General features: G+C 72.7%; 29 protein-coding genes and 1 pseudogene. 4 read left to right on the top strand and 26 right to left on the bottom strand.

All coding sequences use genetic code 11. The annotated features are described in order from the left end of the window. Positions 1-14 precede the first annotated feature (14 nt). From IEW03_RS06455 to IEW03_RS06390, 14 genes and pseudogenes are all read right to left on the bottom strand, one after another. Entirely contained in the window at positions 15-512 is a 498-nt protein-coding gene (locus IEW03_RS06455) for a nitroreductase family deazaflavin-dependent oxidoreductase (RefSeq protein WP_229737665.1), read from the bottom strand. Between the two features lie 48 nt (positions 513-560). Beyond that, positions 561-854, bottom strand: coding sequence for a gas vesicle protein K (locus IEW03_RS06450; RefSeq protein WP_188522848.1), 294 nt, complete (start codon positions 852-854; stop codon positions 561-563). Then, complete coding sequence (locus IEW03_RS06445; protein ID WP_229737656.1) at positions 851-1,084, bottom strand: gas vesicle protein; 234 nt, start codon at positions 1,082-1,084, stop codon at positions 851-853. The genes IEW03_RS06450 and IEW03_RS06445 overlap by 4 nt, the downstream gene beginning before the upstream one ends. After that, complete coding sequence (locus tag IEW03_RS06440) at positions 1,081-1,860, bottom strand: GvpL/GvpF family gas vesicle protein (protein WP_188522847.1); 780 nt, start codon at positions 1,858-1,860, stop codon at positions 1,081-1,083. Before IEW03_RS06440 ends, IEW03_RS06445 begins: the two co-directional genes overlap by 4 nt. Beyond that, positions 1,853-2,194, bottom strand: coding sequence for a gas vesicle protein (locus IEW03_RS06435; RefSeq protein WP_229737655.1), 342 nt, complete (start codon positions 2,192-2,194; stop codon positions 1,853-1,855). The genes IEW03_RS06440 and IEW03_RS06435 overlap by 8 nt, the downstream gene beginning before the upstream one ends. Positions 2,195-2,197: 3 nt before the next feature. Continuing rightward, positions 2,198-2,638: a gas vesicle protein GvpO gene (gene gvpO, locus IEW03_RS20550; protein WP_188522846.1), complete on the bottom strand. Its 441-nt coding sequence runs from the start codon at positions 2,636-2,638 to the stop codon at positions 2,198-2,200. Further along, positions 2,635-2,892 (bottom strand): gas vesicle protein GvpG, encoded by a 258-nt coding sequence (locus IEW03_RS06425; protein WP_188522845.1) that lies wholly within the window; start codon positions 2,890-2,892, stop codon positions 2,635-2,637. The genes gvpO and IEW03_RS06425 overlap by 4 nt, the downstream gene beginning before the upstream one ends. A gap of 2 nt (positions 2,893-2,894) precedes the next feature. After that, positions 2,895-3,680, bottom strand: coding sequence for a GvpL/GvpF family gas vesicle protein (locus IEW03_RS06420; RefSeq protein WP_188522844.1), 786 nt, complete (start codon positions 3,678-3,680; stop codon positions 2,895-2,897). Next, positions 3,677-4,132 (bottom strand): gas vesicle protein GvpJ, encoded by a 456-nt coding sequence (gene gvpJ / locus IEW03_RS06415; RefSeq protein ID WP_188522843.1) that lies wholly within the window; start codon positions 4,130-4,132, stop codon positions 3,677-3,679. Before gvpJ ends, IEW03_RS06420 begins: the two co-directional genes overlap by 4 nt. Positions 4,133-4,195: 63 nt before the next feature. Then, positions 4,196-5,227 carry an SRPBCC family protein gene (locus IEW03_RS06410; RefSeq protein WP_188522842.1) on the bottom strand — a complete coding sequence of 344 codons (1,032 nt, stop codon included), beginning with the start codon at positions 5,225-5,227 and terminating at the stop codon, positions 4,196-4,198. Beyond that, a complete protein-coding gene (locus IEW03_RS06405; RefSeq protein WP_188522841.1) occupies positions 5,224-6,069 on the bottom strand; it encodes a hypothetical protein in 846 nt (281 codons plus the stop codon). Before IEW03_RS06405 ends, IEW03_RS06410 begins: the two co-directional genes overlap by 4 nt. 461 nt (positions 6,070-6,530) lie before the next feature. Continuing rightward, positions 6,531-7,001, bottom strand: a pseudogene (locus IEW03_RS06400) (DUF6098 family protein). 11 nt (positions 7,002-7,012) lie between these two features. Beyond that, positions 7,013-7,879, bottom strand: a complete 867-nt coding sequence (locus IEW03_RS06395; RefSeq protein ID WP_188522840.1) for an SDR family oxidoreductase — start codon at positions 7,877-7,879, stop codon at positions 7,013-7,015. Between the two features lie 63 nt (positions 7,880-7,942). Next, positions 7,943-8,713 carry a PAS and ANTAR domain-containing protein gene (locus IEW03_RS06390; RefSeq protein WP_188522839.1) on the bottom strand — a complete coding sequence of 257 codons (771 nt, stop codon included), beginning with the start codon at positions 8,711-8,713 and terminating at the stop codon, positions 7,943-7,945. A 148-nt stretch (positions 8,714-8,861) separates the two neighbouring features. On the opposite strand from IEW03_RS06390, the gene IEW03_RS06385 reads away from it, so the two are divergent. Both IEW03_RS06385 and IEW03_RS06380 read left to right on the top strand, forming a co-directional pair. Continuing rightward, positions 8,862-9,071, top strand: a complete 210-nt coding sequence (locus IEW03_RS06385; protein WP_188522838.1) for a hypothetical protein — start codon at positions 8,862-8,864, stop codon at positions 9,069-9,071. Positions 9,072-9,188: 117 nt separating this feature from the next. Further along, positions 9,189-11,318, top strand: coding sequence for a catalase (locus IEW03_RS06380; RefSeq protein ID WP_188522837.1), 2,130 nt, complete (start codon positions 9,189-9,191; stop codon positions 11,316-11,318). 179 nt (positions 11,319-11,497) lie between these two features. Here the strand turns inward: IEW03_RS06380 and IEW03_RS06375 are convergent, their stop codons facing one another. Continuing rightward, on the bottom strand, positions 11,498-12,856 hold the full coding sequence (locus IEW03_RS06375; RefSeq protein ID WP_188522836.1) for a cytochrome P450: 1,359 nt from the start codon (positions 12,854-12,856) through the stop codon (positions 11,498-11,500). A 286-nt stretch (positions 12,857-13,142) separates the two neighbouring features. On the opposite strand from IEW03_RS06375, the gene IEW03_RS06370 reads away from it, so the two are divergent. Further along, the gene (locus tag IEW03_RS06370) at positions 13,143-13,757 is read left to right on the top strand and encodes a DUF2231 domain-containing protein (protein WP_188522835.1); all 615 of its coding nucleotides are present in this window, start codon (positions 13,143-13,145) and stop codon (positions 13,755-13,757) included. A 44-nt stretch (positions 13,758-13,801) separates the two neighbouring features. On the opposite strand, the gene IEW03_RS06365 is transcribed toward IEW03_RS06370, so the two are convergent. Next, complete coding sequence (locus IEW03_RS06365; protein ID WP_188522834.1) at positions 13,802-14,221, bottom strand: CBS domain-containing protein; 420 nt, start codon at positions 14,219-14,221, stop codon at positions 13,802-13,804. A gap of 37 nt (positions 14,222-14,258) precedes the next feature. Continuing rightward, positions 14,259-14,576 (bottom strand): metallothionein, encoded by a 318-nt coding sequence (locus tag IEW03_RS20700; RefSeq protein ID WP_503826687.1) that lies wholly within the window; start codon positions 14,574-14,576, stop codon positions 14,259-14,261. 189 nt (positions 14,577-14,765) lie between these two features. Between IEW03_RS20700 and IEW03_RS06360 the strand changes: the two genes are divergently transcribed. Continuing rightward, positions 14,766-15,956, top strand: a complete 1,191-nt coding sequence (locus IEW03_RS06360; RefSeq protein ID WP_188522833.1) for a zinc-dependent alcohol dehydrogenase — start codon at positions 14,766-14,768, stop codon at positions 15,954-15,956. Between the two features lie 123 nt (positions 15,957-16,079). On the opposite strand, the gene IEW03_RS06355 is transcribed toward IEW03_RS06360, so the two are convergent. The 9 genes from IEW03_RS06355 to IEW03_RS06315 all read right to left on the bottom strand — a co-directional run bounded on the left by IEW03_RS06355 (position 16,080) and on the right by IEW03_RS06315 (position 23,852). Next, positions 16,080-16,439: a metal-sulfur cluster assembly factor gene (locus IEW03_RS06355; protein ID WP_188523144.1), complete on the bottom strand. Its 360-nt coding sequence runs from the start codon at positions 16,437-16,439 to the stop codon at positions 16,080-16,082. 17 nt (positions 16,440-16,456) lie between these two features. After that, positions 16,457-16,945, bottom strand: a complete 489-nt coding sequence (gene sufU, locus IEW03_RS06350) for a Fe-S cluster assembly sulfur transfer protein SufU (RefSeq protein WP_188522832.1) — start codon at positions 16,943-16,945, stop codon at positions 16,457-16,459. Between the two features lie 19 nt (positions 16,946-16,964). Continuing rightward, positions 16,965-18,287, bottom strand: coding sequence for a SufS family cysteine desulfurase (locus IEW03_RS06345; RefSeq protein WP_188522831.1), 1,323 nt, complete (start codon positions 18,285-18,287; stop codon positions 16,965-16,967). A gap of 25 nt (positions 18,288-18,312) precedes the next feature. Further along, positions 18,313-19,080, bottom strand: coding sequence for a Fe-S cluster assembly ATPase SufC (sufC, locus tag IEW03_RS06340; protein ID WP_188522830.1), 768 nt, complete (start codon positions 19,078-19,080; stop codon positions 18,313-18,315). A gap of 46 nt (positions 19,081-19,126) precedes the next feature. Beyond that, entirely contained in the window at positions 19,127-19,474 is a 348-nt protein-coding gene (locus IEW03_RS06335) for a non-heme iron oxygenase ferredoxin subunit (RefSeq protein WP_188522829.1), read from the bottom strand. Then, positions 19,471-20,706 (bottom strand): Fe-S cluster assembly protein SufD, encoded by a 1,236-nt coding sequence (sufD, locus tag IEW03_RS06330; protein ID WP_188522828.1) that lies wholly within the window; start codon positions 20,704-20,706, stop codon positions 19,471-19,473. Before sufD ends, IEW03_RS06335 begins: the two co-directional genes overlap by 4 nt. Beyond that, positions 20,706-22,166 (bottom strand): Fe-S cluster assembly protein SufB, encoded by a 1,461-nt coding sequence (gene sufB / locus IEW03_RS06325; protein ID WP_229737651.1) that lies wholly within the window; start codon positions 22,164-22,166, stop codon positions 20,706-20,708. Before sufB ends, sufD begins: the two co-directional genes overlap by 1 nt. After that, the gene (locus IEW03_RS06320) at positions 22,163-22,945 is read right to left on the bottom strand and encodes a helix-turn-helix transcriptional regulator (protein WP_188522827.1); all 783 of its coding nucleotides are present in this window, start codon (positions 22,943-22,945) and stop codon (positions 22,163-22,165) included. The genes sufB and IEW03_RS06320 overlap by 4 nt, the downstream gene beginning before the upstream one ends. Positions 22,946-23,216: 271 nt before the next feature. Then, entirely contained in the window at positions 23,217-23,852 is a 636-nt protein-coding gene (locus IEW03_RS06315) for an HdeD family acid-resistance protein (protein WP_188522826.1), read from the bottom strand. Positions 23,853-23,903: the final 51 nt, after the last annotated feature.

Below are 23,903 nucleotides of genomic sequence, written 5' to 3'. Positions count from 1 at the left end.
CCGGGTCGAGCCGGTCAGAGGGTCGGCGGCGGCACGGGCTCCAGCCAGAACAGGCGGACCACGCGCCCCGAGTCGCGCTCGTAGGCGCGGTACCCGGGCCACTGCGCCTGGATCCGGTCCCAGGCGGCGTCGCGCTCGTCGTCCCCGAGCAGCCTCGCCCGCACCCGGGAGCGCCGCCCCCGGACGCTGACCTCGGCGTCCGGGTGCGCGAGCAGGTTGTACGTCCAGGCGGGGTGCCGGTCCTGCGCGAACGCCGTCCCCGCCACGAGCATCCCGCCGGTGCCGTCAGGGGTGAACATCAGCGGGGTGTCGCGCGGCTCGCCGGTGCGGGCCCCCGCCGTGTGCAGCACGAGCGAGGGCACCAGGACCGCGCTGAACTGCAGCCGGCCCCGCGTCACCCGTGCCAGCGCGCGCTCGACGGGCGGCAGCGCGGCCGGGGCCACGGCACGGAACGCGCGCGTGCGCGTCATCGGCGCGACGAGGGCGCGCACGCCCTGCACGATCCTGCTCACGTCGCCAGTATCGACCCCCGCCGTCGTCCTCGTCGCTCGGCGATCAGCTCACTCGGCAAGCAACGTGCCCAACGGTCCGAGGTCGATGTTGAGATCTGCCACCGTGAATCCGTAGCGTCCCCGCAGCTCCGCCATGGCGTCCTCGAGATGCATCAGGCCGAGGCCGAGCCCTTCGACCTGTTCATCGGTCAGGTCGCCTTGATCGACACGGCGCAGCGCCTGCCGCTCCATGAGCTGCCGGACGAGCTCCACGATGGTGAGCACCAGCCGGAACAGGTCTCGCTCGACCGACTCCGCGTCGGTCTCGAGTCGCTCCGGCAGAGCTCGCGGTTCCTGCGTCATGGTGTCCTCGCAGCCTCGACACGCACGGACGTGATCAGTGCGTGCAGATGGATCTCCACCAGGTCGATGCCGGACAGGGAGATGGTGATGTCGCCGGACAGCACCACGCCCGTGCCGAGCAGCCGGTCCAGGAGGTCCACCAGTGCGATCGGTCGGCTCGGCGCATCGTCGTCGACCATGGAGGGCGTGGTCTCGGCGCCGGTGCGCGCGGCGATCCCGGACGTGCTCACACGTCCTCCACGGTGGCGAACGAGTACGGGGGCCAGGGGCCCTGCAGCTCCACGCGAGCCTGCGGGCGCTCGGCGACGATCGCGTCGACGGTCGACGTCCACGTCGCCTCGTCGTCGTGTCCGACGAGGTACGCAGCGTTGAGCACCATCGTGCCCTCGTGGCCCGTGAGCCTGCGGTCCTGCGGGGGGAGACGCCGGCTCGCGGCGACCGAGTGCGCCAACCGGGTGTAGATCGAGTCACCGAGCTCCGACGCAGCCCCGAGGGCGTCCTCCCGCTGCGTGATCTGGCTCCGGCGGCGTTGCAGGTAGGCCGCACCCGCGCCACCGCCCGCCGGGCGGGAGTGCGCGGCGGCGCGCCCTTCCGCCTCGATCTCCTCCAAGGAGACGTAGACCTTGACGCTCCACTCGGACCGGCCCTCGACCCGGTCGAGCGCCCGCTGCAGCGCGCTGCCCCACTCGCCCAGCCGTTCCACGACGCTGTCGTCGTTCAGGAACACGGTCGCCAGCCTCATCGGCGCGAGCACGCCCCGCCGCGCGACCCCCCGCACCACCGCGTCGTGCTGGCGCGCGACCTGCTCCAGCCACGCCAGGTCCTCGAGGTTGCGGCGCAGCCCTTCGTCGCCGAACTCGTCGAGGCCCACGTCGCCGACCACGGCGCTGAGGCCATGGCCGTCCAGCACCCTCACCGGGTCGCCCTGTAGACCGACGAGCCCGTCGACGTCGTCGGCGTGCAGCCCGCGCGACACCGCGTACAGGTAGACCCCGGACTCACTCATCCCCTGGCTCACCGGCCCCTGACTCCAGCTCCTCGATCCGCTCCCGGAGCCGACGGTTCTCCTCGGCGACCTCCTGAGCGCTGGTGCTGAGCATCGGGTCGTTCTTCCACCAGTCGATCCCCATCTCGGCGGCCTTGTCCACCGAGACGATGAGCAGCCGGATCTTGACGGTCAGCAGCTCGATGTCGAGGAGGTTCACCCGGATGTCTCCGGCGATGATGATCCCCTTGTCCAGCACCCGCTCGAGGATGTCGGCCAGGTTCGAAGGCTCCGGGCGCGCGCTGTACGGCGAGGGCCGTTCGCGACGTGCGACCAGCTCGGGCTCTTGGCTCACGCGTCACTGCTCCTCTCCCGTGTGGCCGCGGTTGTATCGACGTCTGCGCCGATACCCCGTCATCTCTCCTGCCGGATCCGTGTCGACCTCGTACAGGGCGAGCAGGTCCGCCGAGTCGGGGATCCGGCGCGACTCGACCACCTCCAGCTGCACCTGCCAGCCGTCGCCGGTCCGCTTGAGGCCGACCACGCTCTCCGCCTCTCGTCCGGTCATCTCCTGCAGCGCCCGGACGGCCTCGGCCGCGACGGCCCGGGGCTTGGCGGTGCCACGGCCGGAGGCGCCCGAGGACGGCTCCTGCCGAGAGGGACGGCTGGTCTCGCGCGTGCTGCTGGTTCCACCCGCAGCGCTCTTCGACGACGTCGGCGACTTGCGGGACGCAGGCCTGTCCGACTCGCCGGTCCGCGACGCTCTCGTCCGCCGCGGCGCACTCTCGGTGTCGCTCATGTCCCACCTCTCTGGTCGTGCGGCACGGTACGGGAGACCATCAACCGTGCGATGAGCTCCTCCTCGAGGGCAACCGCGTCCTCCTCCGACAGCTCCCCGGAGGCACGGAGCTCGTCGACCTCGTCCAGCTGGGCCCGGATGCGCGCCGGGTCGTAGTACTCGTCCTCGGCCTGTCTGAGCACGACCTCGGCGATGGCGATCGTGCCCCGTACCGGCAGCAGGGGCAGTCCGAACAGTCCACCGAGCAGGCCCACGCTCAGACCTCCGGGACGAAGTCGTACGGCGCGCTGGGGCCCCGCAGCTGCATCCGCATCCGGTCGTGCCCCTGCTCGGCGATCGCCTCGGCGGCCTTCTCCAGCGCGGGGACCGCCGCCTGGTCCATCAGCAGGGCGACCTCCACCACGTCGTCCTTGCCGGCGAGCTCACGAACACGGAAGTCGACGGCCGGCGCGGTGACGACGTCGATGATCGGTTCCGCGTCCCGCGAGCGCTTCTGCGCGAGCGCGTCGGAGACGAGCTCGCCCAGCCGGATCCGGGCGTGGTAGGTGACCTCCTCCGGCTGGTCGCGCGTCTCCTCCCGCAGTGCTGCGATGTCGGCGCGCTCCGCCACCACCTCGGCCAGCGCCACGTCCGGCTGGTAGCGCACCCGGAGGGTGTACTGCGACCGCCCTCGCAGCCCGTCCAGGAGCGCGGTGAACTCCTCGTGGTTCGGCTCCAGCAGCTCGGCGGTGACCTCGTCGGTGCTGGCGAGCACGGAGCCGAAGCGGGCGGGCAGCACCGGCTGGCCGCCCGCAGCCACGGCGTCCACGACATGGCTGTAGGTGAGCAGGTCCCCGCGGGTCCCCCACCCGCGGTCCACGTCGACGACGTCGACCAGCGCCGCGACGTCACCGTGGCGCAGCAGCTGCGGCGGGTGGCCGGCGAGCCCGGCGAGGTCCTCCGGCAGCCGTGTCGCCGCGGGCACGATGCCGTAGACGAAGCAGGCCTGGCCGGCCTCGACCGTCAGCACCGAGCCGGAGTCAGCGTCAGCCGTGTCCGTCACGCGTCCTCCTGCTGCTTGCGGCGCTGGGTGGGCTTCTTCGCCGGTCGGCGCTGGGGCCGCGACTCGTGGCCCTCGGCCTCGTCATCGTCGTCACTGCCCATGATCGCGTTCTTGGCGCCGGTGAGCACGCCTTCCGTCTTGCCCTTCGCCGTGCTCTCGGTGGCGCTGCCCATCATGTCGCCCAGGTCCTTGCCACCTTGCTTGTAGAGGTCAAGACGATTGGTGGCCTCGGCGAAACGCAGGTAGGTGTCGACACTGGCGATGACGATCCGCGCGTCGATGGTGAGGATCTCGATACCCACGAGCGACACCCGGACATAGGCGTCGATGACCAGACCCTTGTCCAGGATGAGTTCGACGACGTCGGCCAGGCTGCTCGAGCTCGGCCGGTCGAGATATCCGCCGCCTCGGCGGGACGTGGTGCTTCGGCTCTCACTGGTATCTACAGTCATCGGACAACCTTTCGCCTGGAATGGTGTCGGAATCTCCCCGGCAACGGGGTGGTTCCCTCAGGGCTATCGCGCTGTCTCCTCGGCGGGCTCCTCCTCGTACTCCCCCTCGGCGGGCTCCTCCTCGTACTCCCCCTCAGCAGGCTCCTCCTCGTACTCCCCCTCGGCGGGCTCCTCCTCGTACTCGCCCCCGGCAGGCTCCTCCTCGTACTCCTCGTCGCCCGCTTCCTGTGCTTCCTGGTCCTCGCGCTCGAGAGCGTCCTCGTGCGTCTCCACCACCTCGCCGTCCCGGATCTCACCGCGCCATCCCTCGACGTCGTCCGGGGCCAGCATCGTGCTCATCATGACGTGACGGCGGAAGTGCTTGAGCTCCAGCCGGGCACGACGCCCGGCTGCACGCCAGATGTTGCCGATCCGCTCGACAAAGCCCTGGGGGTAGTACTCCAGCACCACCAAGATCCTGGTCAGTCGCGGTGCGATCTCGTGGAACGTCACGGCACCGTCGACGTGCCCCTTCACCCCTTCCGAGCGCCACACGATCAGTTCGTCGGGCACCTGTTCGACGATCGTTCCCGTCCAGGTGCGGTGCGACCAGAACACCTGAGCCTTGAAGTCGAGCGCGACCTCCTCTCCTTCCTCGCCCTCCTCGGCGTCGGCATGCTCGACCTTCTTCATGAAGTCCGGGAACTCGTAGAACTGCGTCCACTGGTTGTAGGCCACGCTGACCGGGACACCGACGTCGATCGACTCGGCGATGTTCATGGCCTTCAGCGGGTCGCCACCACCGCTCGAGCCCTTGCCCCCGCCAGGGAGGAGGTCCGTCACCTTGTCCTTGAGCCCGGACAACCCGCCCTTGAGGGCGCCCTTGACGGGAGACTTTCCCTCCGCCGCAGCTTCGGCGCCTTCCTCGGCCGCTCCGCCGAGCACCGAACCGCCGTTGCCGATGTCGGTCAGCTTGTCAGCGGCCTTCGAGACGGCTGTGCTGCCGATGCTCTGGACGCTCTTCTTGACCTCTGACATCAGTCCGCCGAGATTGATCTCGTCCAGGAACGAACCGCTCTTGTCCTGTCCGCCCTGCTGCGCCTGCTCACTCATCATTTACCACCCTTGGCAGTCGAACGGCTCGTGGTCCTCCTGGTGGTCCTGCTCGCGGACTTCGCCGCGCCCCCGGCACTCTTCGCCCCGCTGCCACCGGCCTTGCTCGCGGTGCCACCGGCCTTCTTCGCCGTGCCACCGGCCTGCTTGGTCCCACCGCTGGCCTTCTTCGCCGTGCCACCGGTCTGCCGGGCCGTGCTGCCACTCCTCTTCGCCGCGCCACCGGCCCTGCTGGCCGTGCCGCCTGCCTTCTTCGCGGCGCCTCCAGTGGCCTTCTGCGCCGCCCCCTGGGCCCGTCGCGTCCGTCCGGAGGTGGACACCGCCGACTCGTCGGCCCCCTCGGGCTCCTCACCCTCAGGCTCCTCACCCTCAGGCTCCTCACCCTCAGGCTCCTCACCCTCAGGCTCCTCACCCTCAGGCTCCTCACCCTCGAGCTCCTCGTTCTCGGGCTCCTCACCTTCGGGCTCCTCCTCACCCTCAGGCTCTCCGACGACGGCTCCCGCCGTTTCGCCCGCTTCCCCTGCCGTGTCCGCCACCACGCCGGTGTACGCAGACGTGCGGTCCCGGACCGTGTCGGTGAGTCGCTCCACCTGCGCACGAGCCGTCGTCACAGCGGCCGCGCGTGCCGAGTCCATGAGGTTTCCCTTGACCTGGTCGACCAGCCCGGAGAGCTCTGGGCTCTTCTCCAGGGCTTCCATGAGCTCCTTCCCGATCTCACGAGGTGAGGTCGGGAGCTTTCTCCCGGCGAGCAGACCGGCCGCCAAGATGGCGAGCTTCATCTTCTTCCTGCGGCCGAGCAGGTAGCCGGCCGCTACGGCACCCAGCACCTTCACCGTGTTATCCATCGGTACTCCTTCTCCGGCGACGCCATGAAGTCGTCGCGAAATTCTCGGTGAAACTGATTGCACTATCGCGCCCGGGTTCGATTGAGCCGCCCCAGCGTCCTGTCATTGCTGGAATCACATTCCTGACAGCGGACGCCGCCATGGCCCGGAATCGCTATATCTCTACGAGAGATCGTGCCTGCACATTCGTCGTCTCGGTCGCCTGGCCGCAGGTCGCATTTCGTGTCGTGCGCACCTGGAGCGCATCGGATACGCCCCGCCAACCTCCCCATCCTGCGCGGCACCGGCGAGCACTTTCACGACAACACACCCGGCGTTTGCACGCACGCCACCGGGTGGGTTCCGACGGCGCCGGTCCTGGTCGACCGCCGGTTCTTCTGCATCGCGCACCCTGCGCCGGACACCCTCGGGCTGCCGGTCGTCCCTGCATGACCGGCATCGTTCGCGTGACCCGCGCGCCGTCAGGTCCCGTCCTCGCCGCGGTCGAACTCGCGCGCGTACGTCTCGGTCGCCTCGTCGACCACCGAGCGGCTCACCCGCGCGAGAGGGGTCGACCTGACCAGCAGGGGTTCGCAGTCGGGGCCGCGCCCGGCGACCTCCCCGGTGAGGACCCACGGGTAGCGTTCCGGCGTCATGAGATGGGCGTACTGGCACAGCTACCGGGCGAGCCAGTGCTCGAGCGGGCGGTCCCACCACGGCTCCGGCGTCAGCGGGTTGACGCTGAGGCCGGGCAGCAGGCAGCCGCTCTCGTGGTCGCGGCTCACCGTCGAGCGGTCCGCCGCCGGGCCGGCGCTGAAGCGCACGTAGGCCGGGGAGATGACCTCGACGAGCTCCGCCACGTCGGCGAGCGAGCGGAGACGGGGCGCGCCGGGCACCTCCGGCCACGCCTCGTGCCCCGCGTCCCGCCGTGCGTCCTGCCGGGTCCCGGTCATCGTCGGCGCCCTCAGAACACCGGCTTGCCGCCGGTGACGCCCAGCACGGTGCCGGAGACGTAGCTCGCGTCCGACGGCGAGGCGAGGAACACGAACGCCGGCGCCACCTCCGCCGGCTGGCCCGCACGTCCGAGCGGGGTGTCGGCGCCGAACTTCGCCACCTTCTCCGGCGGCTGCGTGGCCGGCTGCAACGGCGTCCAGATCGGGCCGGGTGCGACCGCGTTCACCCGGATGCCGCGAGGGCCCAGCTCGGCCGCGAGGTTCACCGTGAGGTTGTTGATCGCCGCCTTGGTGGACGCGTAGTCCAGCAAGGACGTCGAGGGCTGGTACGCCTGGATCGAGGAGTTGTTGACGACGCAGGCCCCCTCGCCGAGGTGCGGAAGCGCCGACTGGGTGACCCACAGCAGCGCGTACAGGTTCGTCTTGAGCACCCGGTCGATCTCGTCGGTCGTCACGTCCTCCAGCGCGTCGCGCCGCGCCATCTGGAAGCCGGCGTTGTTGACGAGCACCTCGAGCCCGCCCAGCTCCGCCACGGCGCGCTCCGGCAGGCCCCGGGCCGTGGCCTCGTCCGTGATGTCGCCCGGCAGCAGGGCGGCGCGGCGGCCGGCCTCGGCGACCCAGCGTGCCGTCTCCTCCGCGTCCTGCTGCTCCTCGGGCAGGTAGGAGATCGCGACGTCGGCACCCTCCCGGGCGAAGGCGATCGCGACCGCCCGCCCGATGCCCGAGTCTCCCCCGGTCACCAGGGCACGCAGCCCGTCCATGCGGCCGCTGCCGCGGTACGACCGCTCGCCGTGGTCGGGCGTCGGGTCCATGGCACCGGTGAGGCCGGGCGGCTCCTGCTGCTGCGGCGAGAACTCCTGCGTGTCGTCGTGGCTCATGCTGCTCCTCCTCGGGCGGGTCGGTCGGTGGTGCCGGTCGGGCCGACGCCTGTTCGGCGACCGTCACGCCGCGCTGCGGCGGCGTGCGAGCTGCGCCTCGTGCACGTGGGGGCGCCGGGAGGGCTGGACGCTGTCGAGCGCGCCCTTGACCTGCCGGTCGGCGAGGTCCCCGAAGCCGTCTCCGCGTGCCAGCGCCGCCATGAGCTGAGCGGCGGCGTCGCGCAGGCCGCACCCGGTCGCCCCGGCAGCCTCGGCCAGCAGACGCTCGGCGGTGTCCGAGTCGACGCCGCGCGTCGCCATGAGGACGCCCTTCGCCTGCTCGATCGCCGCGGCCGACACGAAGGCGGCGTCGATCGCGCGCCGCACGTCGCGCGCCACCGCCTCGCGCTGCAGGGGCGTAGTGTCCACGACGTAGCCCGCCACCTCGGACGAGCGGCCGTCCTGGGCGCGGCGCGCCTGGCCGGTGACGAGCAGCGTGCGGGTGCGCCCGTGCGCGTCGACCGACCGGTGCCCGCAGGCGAACGGCCTGCCCGACCGCAGCGACGAGATCGCCTCGCGCACCACGCGGTCGCGCTCGTCGGGGTGCTGGTGGGCCCGCAGCACGTCGAGGCCCGGCTCCACCTGCCCGGGCTCGTACCCGTGCAGCAGGAACACCTCGTCGGACCACCACCACGAGTCGGCGCGGAGGTCGACCCGGTACCGGCCGATGAGCAGCTGCGTCCCGACCGCGAGCGCGGGGGCGAGGTCACCGGGTCGGAGGGCGCCTGAGCCGTTCTGGTCGGCGGGGGCGGCGTCGTCGTGACGAGCGGGGATGTCGGTCGTTCGTCGGTGCATGATTTCGGCCTCCTACCGCGAGGTCCGAAGCCGCTTCCTGACTCCGAGATCACTCACGCTAGCGCGGACGGTCGGAGTCGGCCAGCGCGGGTGCGAGCCGCCGCCCGTCGTGCCATCGTGCGACAGACGTCGTCGGCAGGAGAGCGCCATGAACGACCGCCCCAGCACCGGCCCCGGTGCGGAGCCGGAGGAGCCGGACGTCCGCGCGGACGCGGACCCCGACGCCGATCCCGACATGCTCAACCCCCGCACGGGGCCGCGGGCCCACCCTCCGGCGGAGCCGGACGACGAGGCGGACCCCGACGCCGACCCGGACATGCTCAACCCCCGCACGGGTGAGCGGCCGGACGGCGCGTAGGCCCCGGCGCCGCCCGCGCCGCGACGCCTCCCGCCGGATGGCGTCCACCGGGCACAGGACCGACGGTGGAAGGGTGCTCGAGAAACGGGCACACAGCTCGTCTCCACGAGGTTCACCATGACCGACCAGACGGACAGCCACCGAGACGCGCCGGACCCGGGAGCGGCCCCGCCGCCCCGCACGGCGCCGCCAGACCCCCGGAGCCCGACGGGGGTGCCCGAGCCCTCGACCCAGCCGGACGCCCGACGCCAGAGCGGCGAGCGCCTGACGACCGCGCAGGGCCTGCGGGTCGACGACACGGACCACTCCCTCACCGCAGGCCCGCGCGGACCGGTCCTGCTCGAGGACCACCACCTGCGCGAGAAGATCACGCACTTCGACCACGAGCGCATCCCGGAGCGCGTGGTGCACGCGCGCGGCGCGGGCGCCCACGGCACCTTCCGCGCCTACGGGAACGCCGCGAGCGTCACCCGGGCGGCGTTCCTCGCGGAGACGGACCGCGAGACGGACGTCTTCGTCCGGTTCTCGACGGTGCTCGGTTCGCGGGGCTCGGCCGACACCGTGCGCGACGTGCGGGGGTTCGCGACGAAGTTCTACACGGACGAGGGCGTCTTCGACCTGGTCGGGAACAACTTCCCCGTGTTCTTCATCCAGGACGCCGTGAAGTTCCCCGACATCATCCACGCCGGCAAGCCGCACCCCGACCGCGAGATCCCGCAGGCGCAGAGCGCGCACGACACCTTCTGGGACTTCATCTCCTCGCACACCGAGTCCACCCACATGGCGATGTGGGCGATGTCGGACCGCGCCATCCCCCGCAGCTACCGCACCATGGAGGGCTTCGGCGTCCACACGTTCCGCCTGGAGGCTGCGGACGGCACCACGTCGCTGGTGAAGTTCCACTGGAAGCCGGTGCTCGGCGTGCACTCCCAGGTGTGGGAGGAGGCCCAGATCACGCAGGGCGCGGACGCCGACTTCCACCGCCGCGACCTCGCCGACGCGATCGACGCGGGCGCGTTCCCGCAGTGGGAGCTCGCGCTGCAGGTCATGCCGGACAGCCCGGACGAGACGTTCGAGGGCATCGACCTGCTCGACCCGACGAAGATCGTGCCGGAGGAGATCTGCCCCGTGCAGCGGGTGGGGATCATGACGCTGCACGCCAACCCCACCAACTACTTCGCGGAGACGGAGCAGGTCGCGTTCCACGTCGACCACCTGGTGCCCGGGATCCACGTGACGAACGACCCGCTCATGCAGGGGCGGCTCTTCTCCTACCTGGACACCCAGCTGACGCGGCTCGGCGGGCCCAACTTCGCACAGCTGCCCGTCAACCGTCCCCACGCCCCCGTGAACGACATGCTGCGCGACGGCATGCACCAGACCGCCGTCCACGACGGCGTCGTCGCCTACAAGCCGAACGCGCTCGACGGCGACCTGCCGGCCGCCTCCCCCCGCGACGGGTTCGTCACCGTGGCGACGCCCGTCGACGGCACGAAGGCCCGGCACCACCCCGTGTCGTTCACCGACCACTTCAGCCAGGCGCGGCTGTTCTGGCTCTCGATGTCGCCCGTCGAGCAGGCGCACATCGCCCAGGCCTACACGTTCGAGCTGGGCAAGTGCGCCTCGGTGCAGGTGCGGCAGAACATGCTCGCCAGCCTCGCCCGCGTGGACGACGAGCTCGCGTCCCGCGTCGCGGCCGGGCTGGGCCTCCCCGTGCCCGCCGGCGACGTGCCCGCGGTCGGCGAGCCGTCCCCCGCGCTGTCCCAGGTGCCGCGGTCGCCCGCCCGCGTCGACGGCCGGGTCGTGGGCGTGCTGGTCGCGGACGACGGCGACCTGGGGGTCGTGGGCACCCTGCGGTCCGCGCTCGCCGAGCACCGCGTGGTGGTCCGGGTCGTCGCGGCGCACGGCGGCGAGGTGGGCTCCGGCGGCGTCCGCGAGACGGTCGACCGGACGATCCTGGCCACGCGCTCCGTCGAGTACGACGCCGTGGTGGTCGCCGACGGCACGGCCGGCTCGCCGCTCGCGGCGGACGGGAGGACGCCGGTGCTGCTGCAGGAGGCGTACCGGCACGGCAAGGCGATCGCCGTCGTGGGCGACGGCACGGAGCTGCTCCACGCCGCCGGGGTGGCGGCCGAGTCGCCCGGGGTCCACGTGCTCCCGGACGACAACGGCCTGGACGTCGCCCTGCTCCACGACCTGGGCATGCACCGGTCGTGGGAGCGGCTGATGGCGCTGGCGCAGGCCTGACCACGGCCGACGTCAGCCCCCGGAGGGCTCAGCCCGCGGAGAACGGGGGGACGGGCCGCTCGGCGAACGCCGTCGCGACGGCGTGAAGGTGGTGGGCCATGAGCCGTCCGGTCCGGTGCCACTCGTGGCCGTGTTCGGTGTCGGGGTACTCCGGCCCCGAGCCCGCGCCCGTCACGCTGTCACGGTCGTCCGGCACCCGCACGCGGCGCCGTGAACCGCAGGCCGAGGTGGTCGACCGTGCACGGCAGGGGGTCACGGGCGAGGTACCGCCCCCGGTCGACGTCGAGCCCGAGGCGGGCGAGCCGCGTGAGCAGGTGCGACGCCACCAGCAGCACCAGGTTGCGGCCCGGGCAGCCCGCCGGCCCGCCGCTGAAGGGCACCAGGCCCCAGTCCGACGACGCCCGGCCGTCGAGCCACGCCTCCGGGACGAAGTCGTCGGCGAACGGCAGCCGCTCCCCGTCGCGGTGGAAGAACGCGCTGACGACGACGAACCCCGTCCCTGCCGGCAGCGTCGTGCCGCCCCAGTCGGTCGGGCGGAGCGAGTCGCGCAGGATCGCGAACGTGGTCGGCCAGAGCCGGACCGCCTCGAGCAGGCACGCCCGCCCGTACGGCAACGCCGCGGCGCCACCGTCCTCGTCGCCCGCGAGCTCCTCGGCGGCCAGCTCGTCCACGGGCAGCTCGTCGACGAGGCGGCTCCGCACGTCCTCGCGTGCCGAGGCCACGGCGAGCGCCCGCAGCGTCGTCGCACCCGCGGCGTCGAAGGCGAAGAGCCAGTGCGGCACCTGCCCCGGGGCCTGGTCCGGGTCGGCGTCCCGCGCACGGCCGGCGAGCGACGTCGACGGCGCCCGCGCCACGTGACGGGCGACGCGCCGCTCCAGCTCCGCGCGCAGCCACGGGCGTCGCGGGCGCAGCCACGACCAGTTGGCGTCCCGGCGCAGGGCGGACAGCACGGCCACCAGCCGGTCGTCGTCGCGCGCCGCGGCCCCGAACGTCACGTCCAGGGCGAGCCGCCACCACGCGGCCATGAACGTCCCCGCGTCGAGGGAACCCGTGTCGCGCACCCTCCGCTCGAGCTCGCCCGCGGCCCTGACCACGGCCCGCACGTGGGACGGGGCGTCCTCGTGCACGGCGTGCGGGGTGTCCAGCGCGCGCTCGTTCAACGGCCGCCGCAGGCGCCGGTCCGAGGGCGCGGAGATCAGCAGGCCCTGCGGCTGGAAGTGCGCGAGCGCGCCCCGCTTCTCGTTCGAGGCGGGCGTGAAGGGCTCCGGGGAGCCGACGAGCAGGCGCTCGACGTCGCCCGGGTCGGTGACCAGGACGAGCCGTCGCGGCCCGAGGCGCAGCACCAGCGGCGCGTCGTCGTGACGGTGCCGCAGGGCGGTCAGGAGTCGGCGCGACTCCCGGTCGCTCTGCCGCCGCTCCGCCCAGGCGGTCATGCGGGGGCGACGCACGATGGCGCCCTGGGCGACCAGGGGTGCCAGCACCGCGCGCAGGACGCGGGCCGACTCGGCCGCGGTGAGCTCGACGGGCGCGAGGGACATGACGGATCCTCCGGCGACGGCGGTCACGCCAGGGCTGGACGCGTGCCTCCCACCCTGGTCCGGCCGGCGGCAGGACGCATCCCGGGCCGGTCGGGTCGTGCGCCGGCAGCACCTGCAGGGTGCCGGCAGAGCCGTGGACGGCCGGCGGACGGGCGAGCACCGGGCGCCCGTCCTACGGTCGGGGCGTGGCGCCTCCTACGGTCGGGGCGTGGCGCCGACGCCGGGCGCCGCCCACCGACACCCCGGGGCCGGACGGCCCGGGCGACGACCGTCGAGGAGGCAGCCGATGTCCACCGCGCAGCCCACCAGCCCGCCGGCCCACCAGCCCACCGACCCTGCGGAACGGCCATTGCCGCGCCTGGCCGCCGCGCTGGAGCGCGAGCCACGCCTCGACCGGCTCGCCGGGTTCTTCGGCCGGGTCGCACACCTGGTCGTGCCCCGGGAGGGCCCGGTGCGGGACGAGCTCCGGGGCCGGTCGGTCGGTCACCCGGTGCACAGCGTGCTCACCGACCTGCCGATCGGGCCGTGGGCGGGCGCGCTCGCCCTCGACCTCACCCGACCGGCCGGGCACGACGCCGCCGCCCGCCGGCTCGTGGGCCTCGGCCTCCTCGCAGTCCCGCCCACGGTGCTCACCGGCCTCACGGACTTCCGGGCGCTGTCCGGGCCGTCGCCGCGACGCGTCGCCGCGGTGCACGCCGTGTGCAACACGGCCGGCACGCTGCTGGCCGCCGGCTCGTGGCAGGCCCGTCGCTCGGGCCGGCACGCCGCGGGCGCGCTGCTGACGCTGGCCGGGATGGGCGCCGTCGGCGCCGGCGGCTACCTCGGCGGCCACCTCGCGCAGGCGATGCGTGAGCCGCCCGCGCCGCCGACAGAGGGCGGGACGGGCACCGGGCGGAGCTGACCTCCCCCAGGACCTCCCGAGGGCCCGCGCCTCGCGGCGGCGGGTCAGCGGTTCGGAGGGGCGTCCGAGATGTCGGCCAGGGCCGACTCCGGGTCACGCTCGACCGCCAGGTCACCGATCGACACGATCCCGACGAGCACGTCGCCGTCGAGCACCGGCACCCGGCGGACGGCGGCGTCCCGCATCACGTGGACGGCGACCTCGACGGGGTCGCCAGGGCCGACCGCCACGAGCCGTTCGCTCGTGACGTCCTCGACGCGCTCGTCCGGCCCGCGGCCCGTGGCGAGGCCGCGGACCACGAGGTCACGGTCCGTGACGATCCCGACGGTCTGGCGGCCCGCACGCACCACGAGCGCCCCCACGTCCTGCTGGGCCATCGTGTCGGCGGCGGTCCGGAGCGTGTCCGAGACCTCGACGGTGGTGGGGGCGGGGGTCATGCACTCGGCGACGGTTCGCGAAGCCATGTCGTCCTCCTTCTCGGGGGCGCGACGGCGGGCTGCTTCACCGACTCCCTCCACCGTGCCTCGTGGTCCGGCTGCTCGCACGGGACAGGGACGCGACGGTTAGCGCCCGCCTCTCAGGTGCCGACGCTGTCGGTGAGGTCGGCGCCCGTCGTCGCCGTGCGCAGTGGCTGCAGCAGAAGGTCTCGTCGTCCACGTCGACCCCGTGCCCCAGCACGGTGCAGCCGCAGTGGGCGCACCGGGGCGCCATCGCGTGGACGGCGCACTCGAACGAGTCGAACACGCCCGCGGCGCCGTCGGACCTGGTGATGGTGAAGGTGCGGGCGTAGTCGTTGCCGCACGTGTCGCAGACTGGCATCCGTGCTCCTCGGCAGTCGGTGCGGCCCGTGGCTGGACCTGCTCCCACCGTCGCAGCGGGTCGCGCGCTCGCAACCTCCCGGCGGCTCTCGCACGGTGAGCAGCGCGGTCGGATGGTTCACTGACGGCGTCCGGTGAAGCAGCCGCCGGCCAGCCGGGGCCACGAGCCCCGCCGGCGGAAGGAATGACAGTGCGAGCAGTGACGTGGCAGGGCCGCCAGGACGTCTCCGTCGAGGACGTGCCGGAGCCGCACGTGCAGGAGGCGACCGACGCCGTGATCCGGGTGACGTCGACCGCGATCTGCGGCTCCGACCTGCACCTGTACGGAGTGCTGGGGATGTTCCTCGACGCCGGCGACGTGCTGGGGCACGAGGCCATGGGCGTCGTGGAGGAGGTGGGCAGCGCCGTCGGCGACCTCGCCGTCGGCGACCGTGTCGTGGTGCCGTTCACCATCGCCTGCGGGCGGTGCTGGATGTGCTCCCGCGGCCTGCAGTCGCAGTGCGAGACCACGCAGGTGCGCAGCCAGGGCAAGGGTGCGGCGCTGTTCGGCTACACCCGCCTGTACGGGCAGGTGCCCGGCGGCCAGGCGCAGTACCTGCGTGTGCCGCAGGCGCAGTACGGCCCGGTCGTCGTGCCGGACGACGGCAGCCCCGACGAGCGGTATCTCTACCTGTCCGACGTCCTGCCGACCGCGTGGCAGGCCGTCGAGTACGCCGACGTCCCCACCGACGGGAGCGTGGTGGTCCTGGGGCTCGGGCCGGTCGGCCAGATGGCCGCGCGCGTGGCGAGGCACCGCGGCGCGGGGACGGTGATCGCCGTCGACCCGGTCGCCGAGCGGCGCTTCATGGCGCAGCGGCACCGCGTCATCGGGCTCGACCCGGACGAGGAGGACGTCCGCGAGGCGGTGCTCGACCTCACGGACGGCCGGGGCCCGGACGCCGTGATCGACGCCGTCGGCATGGAGGCGCACGGCTCACCGATCGCCGAGACGACGCAGCGGCTCGTGGGGATGCTGCCCGACGCGGCGGCCGCTCCCCTGACCGAGCGGGGCGGCACGGACCGGCTGGCGGCCCTGCGCACGGCGTTCGCGCTCGTGCGTCGCGGCGGCACGGTGTCGATCTCCGGCGTCTACGGCGGGGCCCTGGACCCCCTGCCGATGATGCAGCTCTTCGACAAGCAGGTGACCCTCCGGATGGGACAGGCCAACGTGCGGCGCTGGACCGACGCGCTGCTGCCCCTCGTGCAGGACCCGGCGGACCCGCTCGGCGTCCTCGACCTGCGCACGCACCGGCTGCCGCTGGAGGACGCCCCGCACGCCTACCGCACGTTCCAGCGCAAGGAGGACGGGTGCGTCAAGGTCGTCCTCGACCCGTGGGCGTGACCGGCGGGCAAGGAGCGCGCCGTCGGGTTCAGCGCCCTGCGCCTCGACCCGGGCGACAGACGGCGAAGGTCCCGCACCCTCGGGGGCCGGGACCTTCGCTCGTGCGGCGCGTGCGCTGTCTGCTCAGACGTTGAAGCCCAGCATCCGCAGCTGCTCGCGACCGTCGTCGGTGATCTTCTCCGGGCCCCACGGCGGCATCCAGACCCAGTTGATGCGGAACCCGTCGACGATGCCCTCGAGCGCCTGGGCCGACTGGTCCTCGATGACGTCCGTCAGCGGGCACGCCGCGGACGTGAGCGTCATGTCGATGGTGGTGTGGTTGTTCTGGTCGACCTGGACGCCGTAGATCAGGCCCAGGTCGACGACGTTGATGCCCAGCTCCGGGTCGATGACGTCGCGCAGCGCCTCCTCGACGTCGGCCGCCGTGGTGGGCGACGGCGCCGCGGCGGGCGGGGCGACCTCGTGGGTCGTGTTCTCGGTCATCGTCTCCTCCGGGTTCGTCATGCTGCCAGCGCACCGCTGCGCGCGAGCGAGTCCTTGAGCGCCGCCCAGCCGAGCAGCGCGCACTTGATGCGGGCGGGGTACTGCGACACCCCGGTGAACGCGGCGGCGTCACCGAGCGCGTCCTCGACGTCGTCGTCGCCCAGCCCCTTGCCCCGCGAGGCCATGAGGTCGTGGAAGACGGCGTCGAGGTGCGCGACCTCGTCCAGGCCGCGCCCCGTGACCAGCTCGGTCATGACCGACGCCGAGGCCTGCGAGATCGAGCAGCCCTGACCTTCCCACGAGACGCCGCTGACGGTGCGGCCGTCGGCGCCGTCCGACACGTCGACCCGCAGCGTGATCTCGTCGCCGCAGGTGGGGTTCACCTGGTGCGACTCCCCCGCGAGGTGGCCGGCCGCAGGGTCGGCCGAGCCCGCGAGCCCCCGGCCGTGCGGGTGCTTCGCGTGATCCAGGATCACCTGCTGGTACATCTGCTCGAGCGCGCTCAATGCCGTCCTCCCGCCGTTCTCATTCCACACCGAAGAACGCGCGGACGCCCGACAATGCTTCCCGGAACGCGACGATCTCGTCCACGGTCGTGTACACGGACGCCGAGGCGCGCGCGGTCGCCGCGACGCCGAAGCTCCGGTGCAGCGGCTGGGCGCAGTGGTGGCCCACCCGCACGGCGATGCCGCGGTCGTCGAGCACCTGGCCGACGTCGTGCGCGTGCACGCCGTCGACGACGAACGACACGACCGCGAGGCGGTCGTGGGTGTCCGCCGGGCCGATCAGGCGAACGCCGGGGATCTCCGCGATCCGCACCAGCTCGGCCGCGAGCTCGTGCTCGTGCCGGGCGACCCGGTCCATGCCGAGCTCGTCGAGCCACCGCGCGGCCACGCCCATGCCCACCGCCTGGGCGACCATCTGCGTGCCCGCCTCGAAGCGCTGGGGCGGCGGCGCGTAGGTGGTCTCCGCCATCGTGACGACCTCGACCATCGACCCGCCGGTCGTGACGGGCGGCATGGCCTCGAGCAGCTCGCGCCGCCCGTAGAGCGCGCCGACGCCGGTGGGGCCGAGCATCTTGTGCGCGCTGAAGGCCGCGAAGTCGACGCCGAGGGCGTGCAGGTCCACCGGCAGGTGCGGCACCGACTGGCACGCGTCCAGCACCGTCAGCGCCCCGACCCGGCGGGCCGCGGCCACGAGCTCGGCCACCGGCGCGACGGCGCCGGTCACGTTGGAGACGTGCCCGAAGGCGACCACCCGGGTGCGATCCGTGATCACCGCACCGGCGTCCGTCAGGTCGATCCGCCCGTCGCCGTCCACCCCGAACCAGCGCAGCACGGCGCCGGTGCGGGCGCACAGCTCCTGCCACGGCACGAGGTTGGCGTGGTGCTCCGCCTCGGTGACGACGATCTCGTCGCCGGGTGCCAGGCGGAACCGCTCGGCCGCCGCTCCCCCGCGCCCGGCCGTCGCGTTGCCCAGCGCGTAGGCCACGAGGTTGAGCGCCGCGGTCGCCCCCGGCGCCCAGACGATCTCGTCCTCGTCGGCGCCCACGAAGGCCGCGACGGCCGCGCGGGCGTCCTCGAACGCCTCCGTCGCCTCCTCGGCGAGCTGGTGCGCGCCGCGGTGCACGGCGGCGTTGCGCTGCTCGTAGAAGTCGACCTCCGCCTCCAGGACGACGTTCGGCTTCTGCGAGGTCGCAGCCGAGTCGAGGTAGACCAGCGGACGACCACCGCGCACCGTGCGCCCGAGCAGCGGGAAGTCCGCCCGCACGGCCGCGAGCTCCGCGGCGGTGAGCGCCGCGGGGGCGGGTGCGGCCCCGGTCGGGCGCACGGTGTCGGTGGTGGTCATGGTCCTCCTCGGCAGGAGCCGGCCGTCAGGCCGACGCGGTGGCGCCGTTGGTGAAGCGGTCGTAGCCCTCGTTCTCGAGGCGCTCGGCCAGCTCGGGCCCGCCCTCCTCGGCGATGCGGCCGTCGACGAACACGTGCACGAAGTCCGGCTTGATGTAGCGCAGGATCCGCGTGTAGTGGGTGATGAGCAGCACGCCCACGTCGGTGTTGTCCTTGGCGCGGTTCACGCCCTCGGACACCACGCGCAGCGCGTCGACGTCGAGGCCCGAGTCGGTCTCGTCGAGGATGGCGAAGCGCGGCTTGAAGAGCTCCATCTGCAGGATCTCGTGGCGCTTCTTCTCGCCGCCGGAGAAGCCCTCGTTGACGGAGCGCTCGGCGAAGGTGGAGTCGATGCGCAGGTTCTCCATCGCCCCCTTCACCTCCTTGCCCCAGTGCCGCAGGGCGGGAGCCTCGCCGTCGATGGCGGTCTTGGCGGTGCGCAGGAAGTTCGCCACCGACACGCCCGGCACCTCGACGGGGTACTGCATGGCGAGGAACAGGCCCGCGCGGGCGCGCTCGTCGACGGTCATCGCGAGGACGTCCTCGCCGTCGAGCGTCACGGTGCCCGCGGTCACCTGGTACTTCGGGTGGCCGGCGAGCGCCGAGGCGAGGGTCGACTTGCCGGAGCCGTTCGGCCCCATGATGGCGTGCGTCTCGCCGGAGTTGATGGTCAGGTCGACGCCGCGCAGGATCGGCTTGGCGCCTTCCTTGGTCTCGACGCTGACGTGCAGGTCGCGGATCTCCAGGGTGGGCATTCTCAGTTCTCCAGGTTGTGAAAGCTGTGGCAGGTCGGTGATGAGGTCAGGACGCGACGGCCAGCGGCTCGTCGACGTCCACCAGGACGCGGTCGCCGTCCACGGTGACCGGGTACACCGGCACCGGGCGGGTGGCGGGCAGCTGCACCGGGTTGCCGGTGCGCAGGTCGAACTGCGACCCGTGCAGCCAGCACTCGAGCAGGCACCCCTCGACCTCGCCGTCGGACAGCGAGACCTGCCCGTGCGAGCAGATGTCGGACAGGGCGTGCCAGGTGCCGTCGGAGTCGCGCGCGACCGCGACCGGGACCGTGGTCCCGTTCGTGTCGGCGAGCTCCACGAGCATGGCCTCCTCCGGGGCGAGGTCGCCGGTCTGGCAGGCGAGCTGGGCGGTCACGCCGGGTCCGCCTCGCCGCCCTGGGCAGGCGCGACGCCGGTGATGACGCTCATCGACTTCTCCAGCTCGGCCTCGATGGACTCGATGAGGCGCTCCTTGACCGACGGCACGCCGATCTCCTCGATCAGCTCGGCGAAGAAGCCGCGCACCACCAGGCGGCGGGCGTCGACCTCGGGGATGCCGCGGGCCATCAGGTAGAAGAGCTGCTCGTCGTCGAAGCGGCCGGTCGCGGACGCGTGACCCGCGCCGGCGATCTCGCCCGTCTCGATCTCGAGGTTCGGCACCGAGTCCGCCCGCGCGCCGTCCGTGAGGACGAGGTTGCGGTTGAGCTCGTAGGTGTCCGTGCCCTCGGCCTCGGCCTGGATCAGCACGTCGCCGACCCACACCACGTGCGCGCCGGTGCCCTGCAGGGCGCCCTTGTAGGTGACGCGCGACTTGCAGTTCGGCACGGCGTGGTCCACGAAGAGCCGGTGCTCCTGGTGCTGGTCGGTGTCCGCGAAGTACAGACCGACCATCTCGACCTCACCGCCCTCGGCGGTGAACGTCGCGTCCGGCGTGATGCGCACGACGTCGCCGCCGAACGTCACCACGACGTGCTTGAGCTTCGCGTCGCGCCCCACGCGGGAGCGGTGGCTGGACGCGTGCACCGCGCCGTCGGCCCAGTCCTGCACCGAGACCAGCGTCAGGTGGGCGCCCTCGTCGACGACGACCTCGACGGTCTGGTTGTACGTCGCGTCGCCGCGGTGGTCGATGACGACGACGGCCTCGGAGTGCCGCTCGGCGTGCACCAGCAGGTGCCCGGCGGTGGCGTCCTTGGTGACGCCCTCGATCCGGATGGAGGTGACGTCGGACGCGACCGCCTCGGCGGGGATCGTCACGACGGTGGCCTCGGCGAACGCGTTCCACGCGGCGACGGCGGTGCGGTCGCCCGGCTTGCCGGCGGTGCCCAGCCGCTCGTCGTCGCGGCCGACGATCTCGACCTTGACCTCGGGCGCCTCGACGACCGTCGTCAGCACGCCGCCGGCGCCCTGCTCCTCGCCGAACAGCGGCTGGAGCTTCGCGACCGGCGAGAACCGCCACTCCTCCTCGCGCCCGGAGGGCACGGGGATGTCGGCGAGGTCGAAGGAGGTCACGCGCTCGGCGCGCGAGCCCTGCGGCACGACGCCCTGCCCGAAGGCGTGGGAGTGGGCGCCGTCGGCCACGGCGCGAGTGTGATCGGTAGTGATGGCCATCAGCCGACGGACCCTTCCATCTGCAGCTCGATGAGGCGGTTGAGCTCGAGCGCGTACTCCATGGGCAGCTCGCGCGCGATGGGCTCGACGAACCCGCGCACGATCATGGCCATCGCCTCGGTCTCCTCCATGCCTCGGGACATGAGGTAGAACAGCTGGTCCTCGCTCACCCGCGAGACCGTCGCCTCGTGCCCCATGGACACGTCGTCCTCACGGACGTCGACGTACGGGTAGGTGTCGGACCGGGAGATCTGGTCGACCAGCAGCGCGTCGCACAGCACGGTCGACGCCGAGTGCGCGGCGCCCTCGAGCACCTGCACCAGGCCGCGGTAGGACGTGCGGCCCCCGCCGCGCGCCACCGACTTGGACACGATGGACGACGACGTGTGCGGCGCGGCGTGCACCATCTTCGCGCCGGCGTCCTGGTGCTGCCCCTCGCCCGCGAAGGCGATGGACAGGGTCTCGCCCTTGGAGTGCTCGCCCAGCAGGTAGATCGCCGGGTACTTCATCGTCACCTTGGAGCCGATGTTCCCGTCGACCCACTCCATGGTGGCGCCCTCGGCGGCCGTGGCGCGCTTGGTCACCAGGTTGTACACGTTGTTCGACCAGTTCTGGATCGTCGTGTAGCGCACGCGGGCGTTCTTCTTCACGACGATCTCGACGACGGCCGAGTGCAGCGAGTCGGACGAGTAGATCGGGGCGGTGCAGCCCTCCACGTAGTGCACGTAGGAGCCCTCGTCCGCGATGATCAGCGTCCGCTCGAACTGGCCCATGTTCTCCGTGTTGATGCGGAAGTAGGCCTGCAGCGGGATCTCGACGTGCACGCCCGGCGGCACGTAGACGAACGACCCGCCGGACCACACGGCCGAGTTCAGCGCGGCGAACTTGTTGTCGCCGGCCGGGATGACGGTGCCGAAGTACTCCTGGAACAGCTCGGGGTGCTCGCGCAGCGCGGTGTCGGTGTCGAGGAAGATGACACCCTGCTTCTCGAGCTCCTCGTTGATCTGGTGGTAGACGACCTCGGACTCGTACTGCGCGGCGACGCCGGCGACGAGGCGCTGCTTCTCCGCCTCGGGGATGCCGAGCTTGTCGTACGTCTCCTTGATGTCCTCGGGCAGGTCCTCCCAGCTGGTGGCCTGCTGCTCCGTGGAGCGCACGAAGTACTTGATCCGGTCGAAGTCGATCCCCGTGAGGTCGGCGCCCCAGCTCGGCATCGGCTTCTTGCCGAACAGGCGCAGCGCCTTGAGGCGCAGCTTCCTCATCCACTCGGGCTCGTCCTTCAGCTCCGAGATGTTCTTGACGACGTCCTCGCTGAGGCCGCGCTGGGCGGCCGCGCCGGCGGCGTCGTCGTCGTGCCAGCCGAACTGGTACGCACCGATCGAGTCGATGATCTCGTCATCGGACCGCTTCTCGGTGCTCTGGTCCGGTGCCTGGGCGGCGTCCTGGGTGGGAGCGCTCATCGTGTTCCTTCCTGCGTGCCGCCGCGGCGGTCCGCGGGGGTGGGGGTCGGTGCGGTCAGGGCGGTCGGGACGTTCGTGACGCAGGCGTGGGCGCCGCCCGCGATGGTCGCCAGCCGTTGGACGTGGGTACCGAGCAGCTGGGAGAAGGCCTTCGCCTCCGCCTCGCAGAGCTCGGTGAACTCCTCGGCGACGTGCTGCACCGGGCAGTGCCCCTGGCACAGCTGGACGGTGGGGACCAGCGGCCCGGCGACGGGGCGCACCGAGGCCGCGTACCCGTCGTCGGTGAGGAGGGCCGCGAGCTGCGCGGCCCGCTCGTCGGGCGTCGCGGCGGTCAGGTGCGGGGCGTAGCGACGGACGACGGTGTCGTACCGTTCCGCGGCGAACCGGGCGACGGCGTCGGAGCCGCCCGTCGCGCGCAGGTGCCGCATGACCTGCACCGCGAGCTCGGAGTAGCCCCCGGAGAGCTCCGACTGGCCGCCCGTGCTCACGACGTAGCGCCGGGCCGGACGGCCGCGGCGCCCGGCCGAGGGGCCGGCCTCGTGCACGGTGATCGTGCCCTCGTCCTCCAGCACCCCGAGGTGACGCCGGACGGCGGCCGACGTGAGGCCGAGGGTGGCGGCCAGCTCGGCGGCCGTGACCGGGCCCTCGGCGGCGACGAGCTCGAGCACGCGGCGCCGGGTGGTGCCGTCCGTGTCCCCGGGTGCCACGTAGGGCCCGTCGACGGCCACGGGCAGCACGGGGGCGGCCGGAGCGTGCGGCGCGGCCTGCGTCGTCGTCATGGTCACCTCCGGGTTCCGTCCTGCGCGTGCGCGGTTCGTGCTCGGTCCGACGGGTGCCCGGGCGGGGCACGCCACGACCCGGGCAGCTTCGTCGATATAGAGAACATCCTTGTTGCGTAATCCAGGATGTCAAGCAAGGCAACCCTCACCCGACCCGCCGCGCGGGCCCGGTGGCGGGCACGGTCGCGGGCACGATGTCGCGCACTTCACGCCCGTCCGCCCGCGCGCGGACCGTGCGTCTCCCGTCCCGGCCGCAGTCGGGCGGCCGGCGTCACTCGTCGACGATCTCGCCCTCGACGACCTCGCCGCGGCGCGTGGGCGGTCCGCCCGCCGCCCCCTGCCTGCCGATGCTGCGCAGCTTGAGCCCGAGCCCGAGCATCGCGACGCCGATCACCACGGCAAACACGCCGATCACGACGGACATTCCGACGATCGCATCCGCCGGGTTCGTGAAGCAGACGACCGCGAGCGCGATCAGGAGCAGCCCCGCGACGAGGTTCCACACCCACGACGCCCCGCCGCGCCGGCGCATCACCGGCACCACGAACAGCTGCAGCAGCCCGATCAGCAGCGCCCAGATCGCCACGAGGATCAGCACGATGCCGAGGAAGACCTGCGGCAGGAACAGCAGCAACGCACCGAGGACCAGCGAGACGACGCCGATGCCGGAGTTCACGGACCCCGCCGACGTGCCCCGGCGCCGCAGCCCGTCCACGACGCTCACCAGGCCGTCGACCAGCACGAAGATCCCGAACACCTGGACCAGGACGCCAGGCGTCTTGTCGGGGAGGAAGATCGCCAGCAGGCCGAACAGCAGGATCAGCGCCCCGCGCACCACGGGCCAGTACCAGAGGCGCCGTGCGAGCGCCGCGACGTCCTGCGGCGGCGTGAACGTGTAGAAGGTCATGCTCTCTCCCAGCCTCGACGGACCCGTGCGGTACCGGTACTTCCGTAGAAT

The organism is Isoptericola cucumis, assembly GCF_014635665.1.
Classification (GTDB): Bacteria; Actinomycetota; Actinomycetes; order Actinomycetales; family Cellulomonadaceae; genus Isoptericola; species Isoptericola cucumis.
Note: the sequence above shows the minus strand (reverse complement) of the source record. Positions and strands in the feature narration are given on the sequence as shown.

Excerpts from the sequence above, each read along its gene's own strand:
- IEW03_RS06450 (WP_188522848.1), bottom strand. The coding sequence starts at position 854 with ATGACGCAGGAACCGCGAGCTCTGCCGGAGCGACTCGAGACCGACGCG.
- IEW03_RS06440 (WP_188522847.1), bottom strand. The coding sequence starts at position 1,860 with ATGAGTGAGTCCGGGGTCTACCTGTACGCGGTGTCGCGCGGGCTGCAC.
- gvpO (WP_188522846.1), bottom strand. The coding sequence starts at position 2,638 with ATGAGCGACACCGAGAGTGCGCCGCGGCGGACGAGAGCGTCGCGGACC.
- gvpJ (WP_188522843.1), bottom strand. The coding sequence starts at position 4,132 with ATGACTGTAGATACCAGTGAGAGCCGAAGCACCACGTCCCGCCGAGGC.
- IEW03_RS06410 (WP_188522842.1), bottom strand. The coding sequence starts at position 5,227 with ATGATGAGTGAGCAGGCGCAGCAGGGCGGACAGGACAAGAGCGGTTCG.
- IEW03_RS06405 (WP_188522841.1), bottom strand. The coding sequence starts at position 6,069 with ATGGATAACACGGTGAAGGTGCTGGGTGCCGTAGCGGCCGGCTACCTG.
- IEW03_RS06395 (WP_188522840.1), bottom strand. The coding sequence starts at position 7,879 with ATGAGCCACGACGACACGCAGGAGTTCTCGCCGCAGCAGCAGGAGCCG.
- IEW03_RS06390 (WP_188522839.1), bottom strand. The coding sequence starts at position 8,713 with ATGCACCGACGAACGACCGACATCCCCGCTCGTCACGACGACGCCGCC.
- IEW03_RS06385 (WP_188522838.1), top strand. The coding sequence starts at position 8,862 with ATGAACGACCGCCCCAGCACCGGCCCCGGTGCGGAGCCGGAGGAGCCG.
- IEW03_RS06380 (WP_188522837.1), top strand. The coding sequence starts at position 9,189 with ATGACCGACCAGACGGACAGCCACCGAGACGCGCCGGACCCGGGAGCG.
- IEW03_RS06375 (WP_188522836.1), bottom strand. The coding sequence starts at position 12,856 with ATGTCCCTCGCGCCCGTCGAGCTCACCGCGGCCGAGTCGGCCCGCGTC.
- IEW03_RS06370 (WP_188522835.1), top strand. The coding sequence starts at position 13,143 with ATGTCCACCGCGCAGCCCACCAGCCCGCCGGCCCACCAGCCCACCGAC.
- IEW03_RS06365 (WP_188522834.1), bottom strand. The coding sequence starts at position 14,221 with ATGGCTTCGCGAACCGTCGCCGAGTGCATGACCCCCGCCCCCACCACC.
- IEW03_RS20700 (WP_503826687.1), bottom strand. The coding sequence starts at position 14,576 with ATGCCAGTCTGCGACACGTGCGGCAACGACTACGCCCGCACCTTCACC.
- IEW03_RS06355 (WP_188523144.1), bottom strand. The coding sequence starts at position 16,439 with ATGACCGAGAACACGACCCACGAGGTCGCCCCGCCCGCCGCGGCGCCG.
- IEW03_RS06345 (WP_188522831.1), bottom strand. The coding sequence starts at position 18,287 with ATGACCACCACCGACACCGTGCGCCCGACCGGGGCCGCACCCGCCCCC.
- sufC (WP_188522830.1), bottom strand. The coding sequence starts at position 19,080 with ATGCCCACCCTGGAGATCCGCGACCTGCACGTCAGCGTCGAGACCAAG.
- sufD (WP_188522828.1), bottom strand. The coding sequence starts at position 20,706 with ATGGCCATCACTACCGATCACACTCGCGCCGTGGCCGACGGCGCCCAC.
- sufB (WP_229737651.1), bottom strand. The coding sequence starts at position 22,166 with ATGAGCGCTCCCACCCAGGACGCCGCCCAGGCACCGGACCAGAGCACC.
- IEW03_RS06320 (WP_188522827.1), bottom strand. The coding sequence starts at position 22,945 with ATGACGACGACGCAGGCCGCGCCGCACGCTCCGGCCGCCCCCGTGCTG.
- IEW03_RS06315 (WP_188522826.1), bottom strand. The coding sequence starts at position 23,852 with ATGACCTTCTACACGTTCACGCCGCCGCAGGACGTCGCGGCGCTCGCA.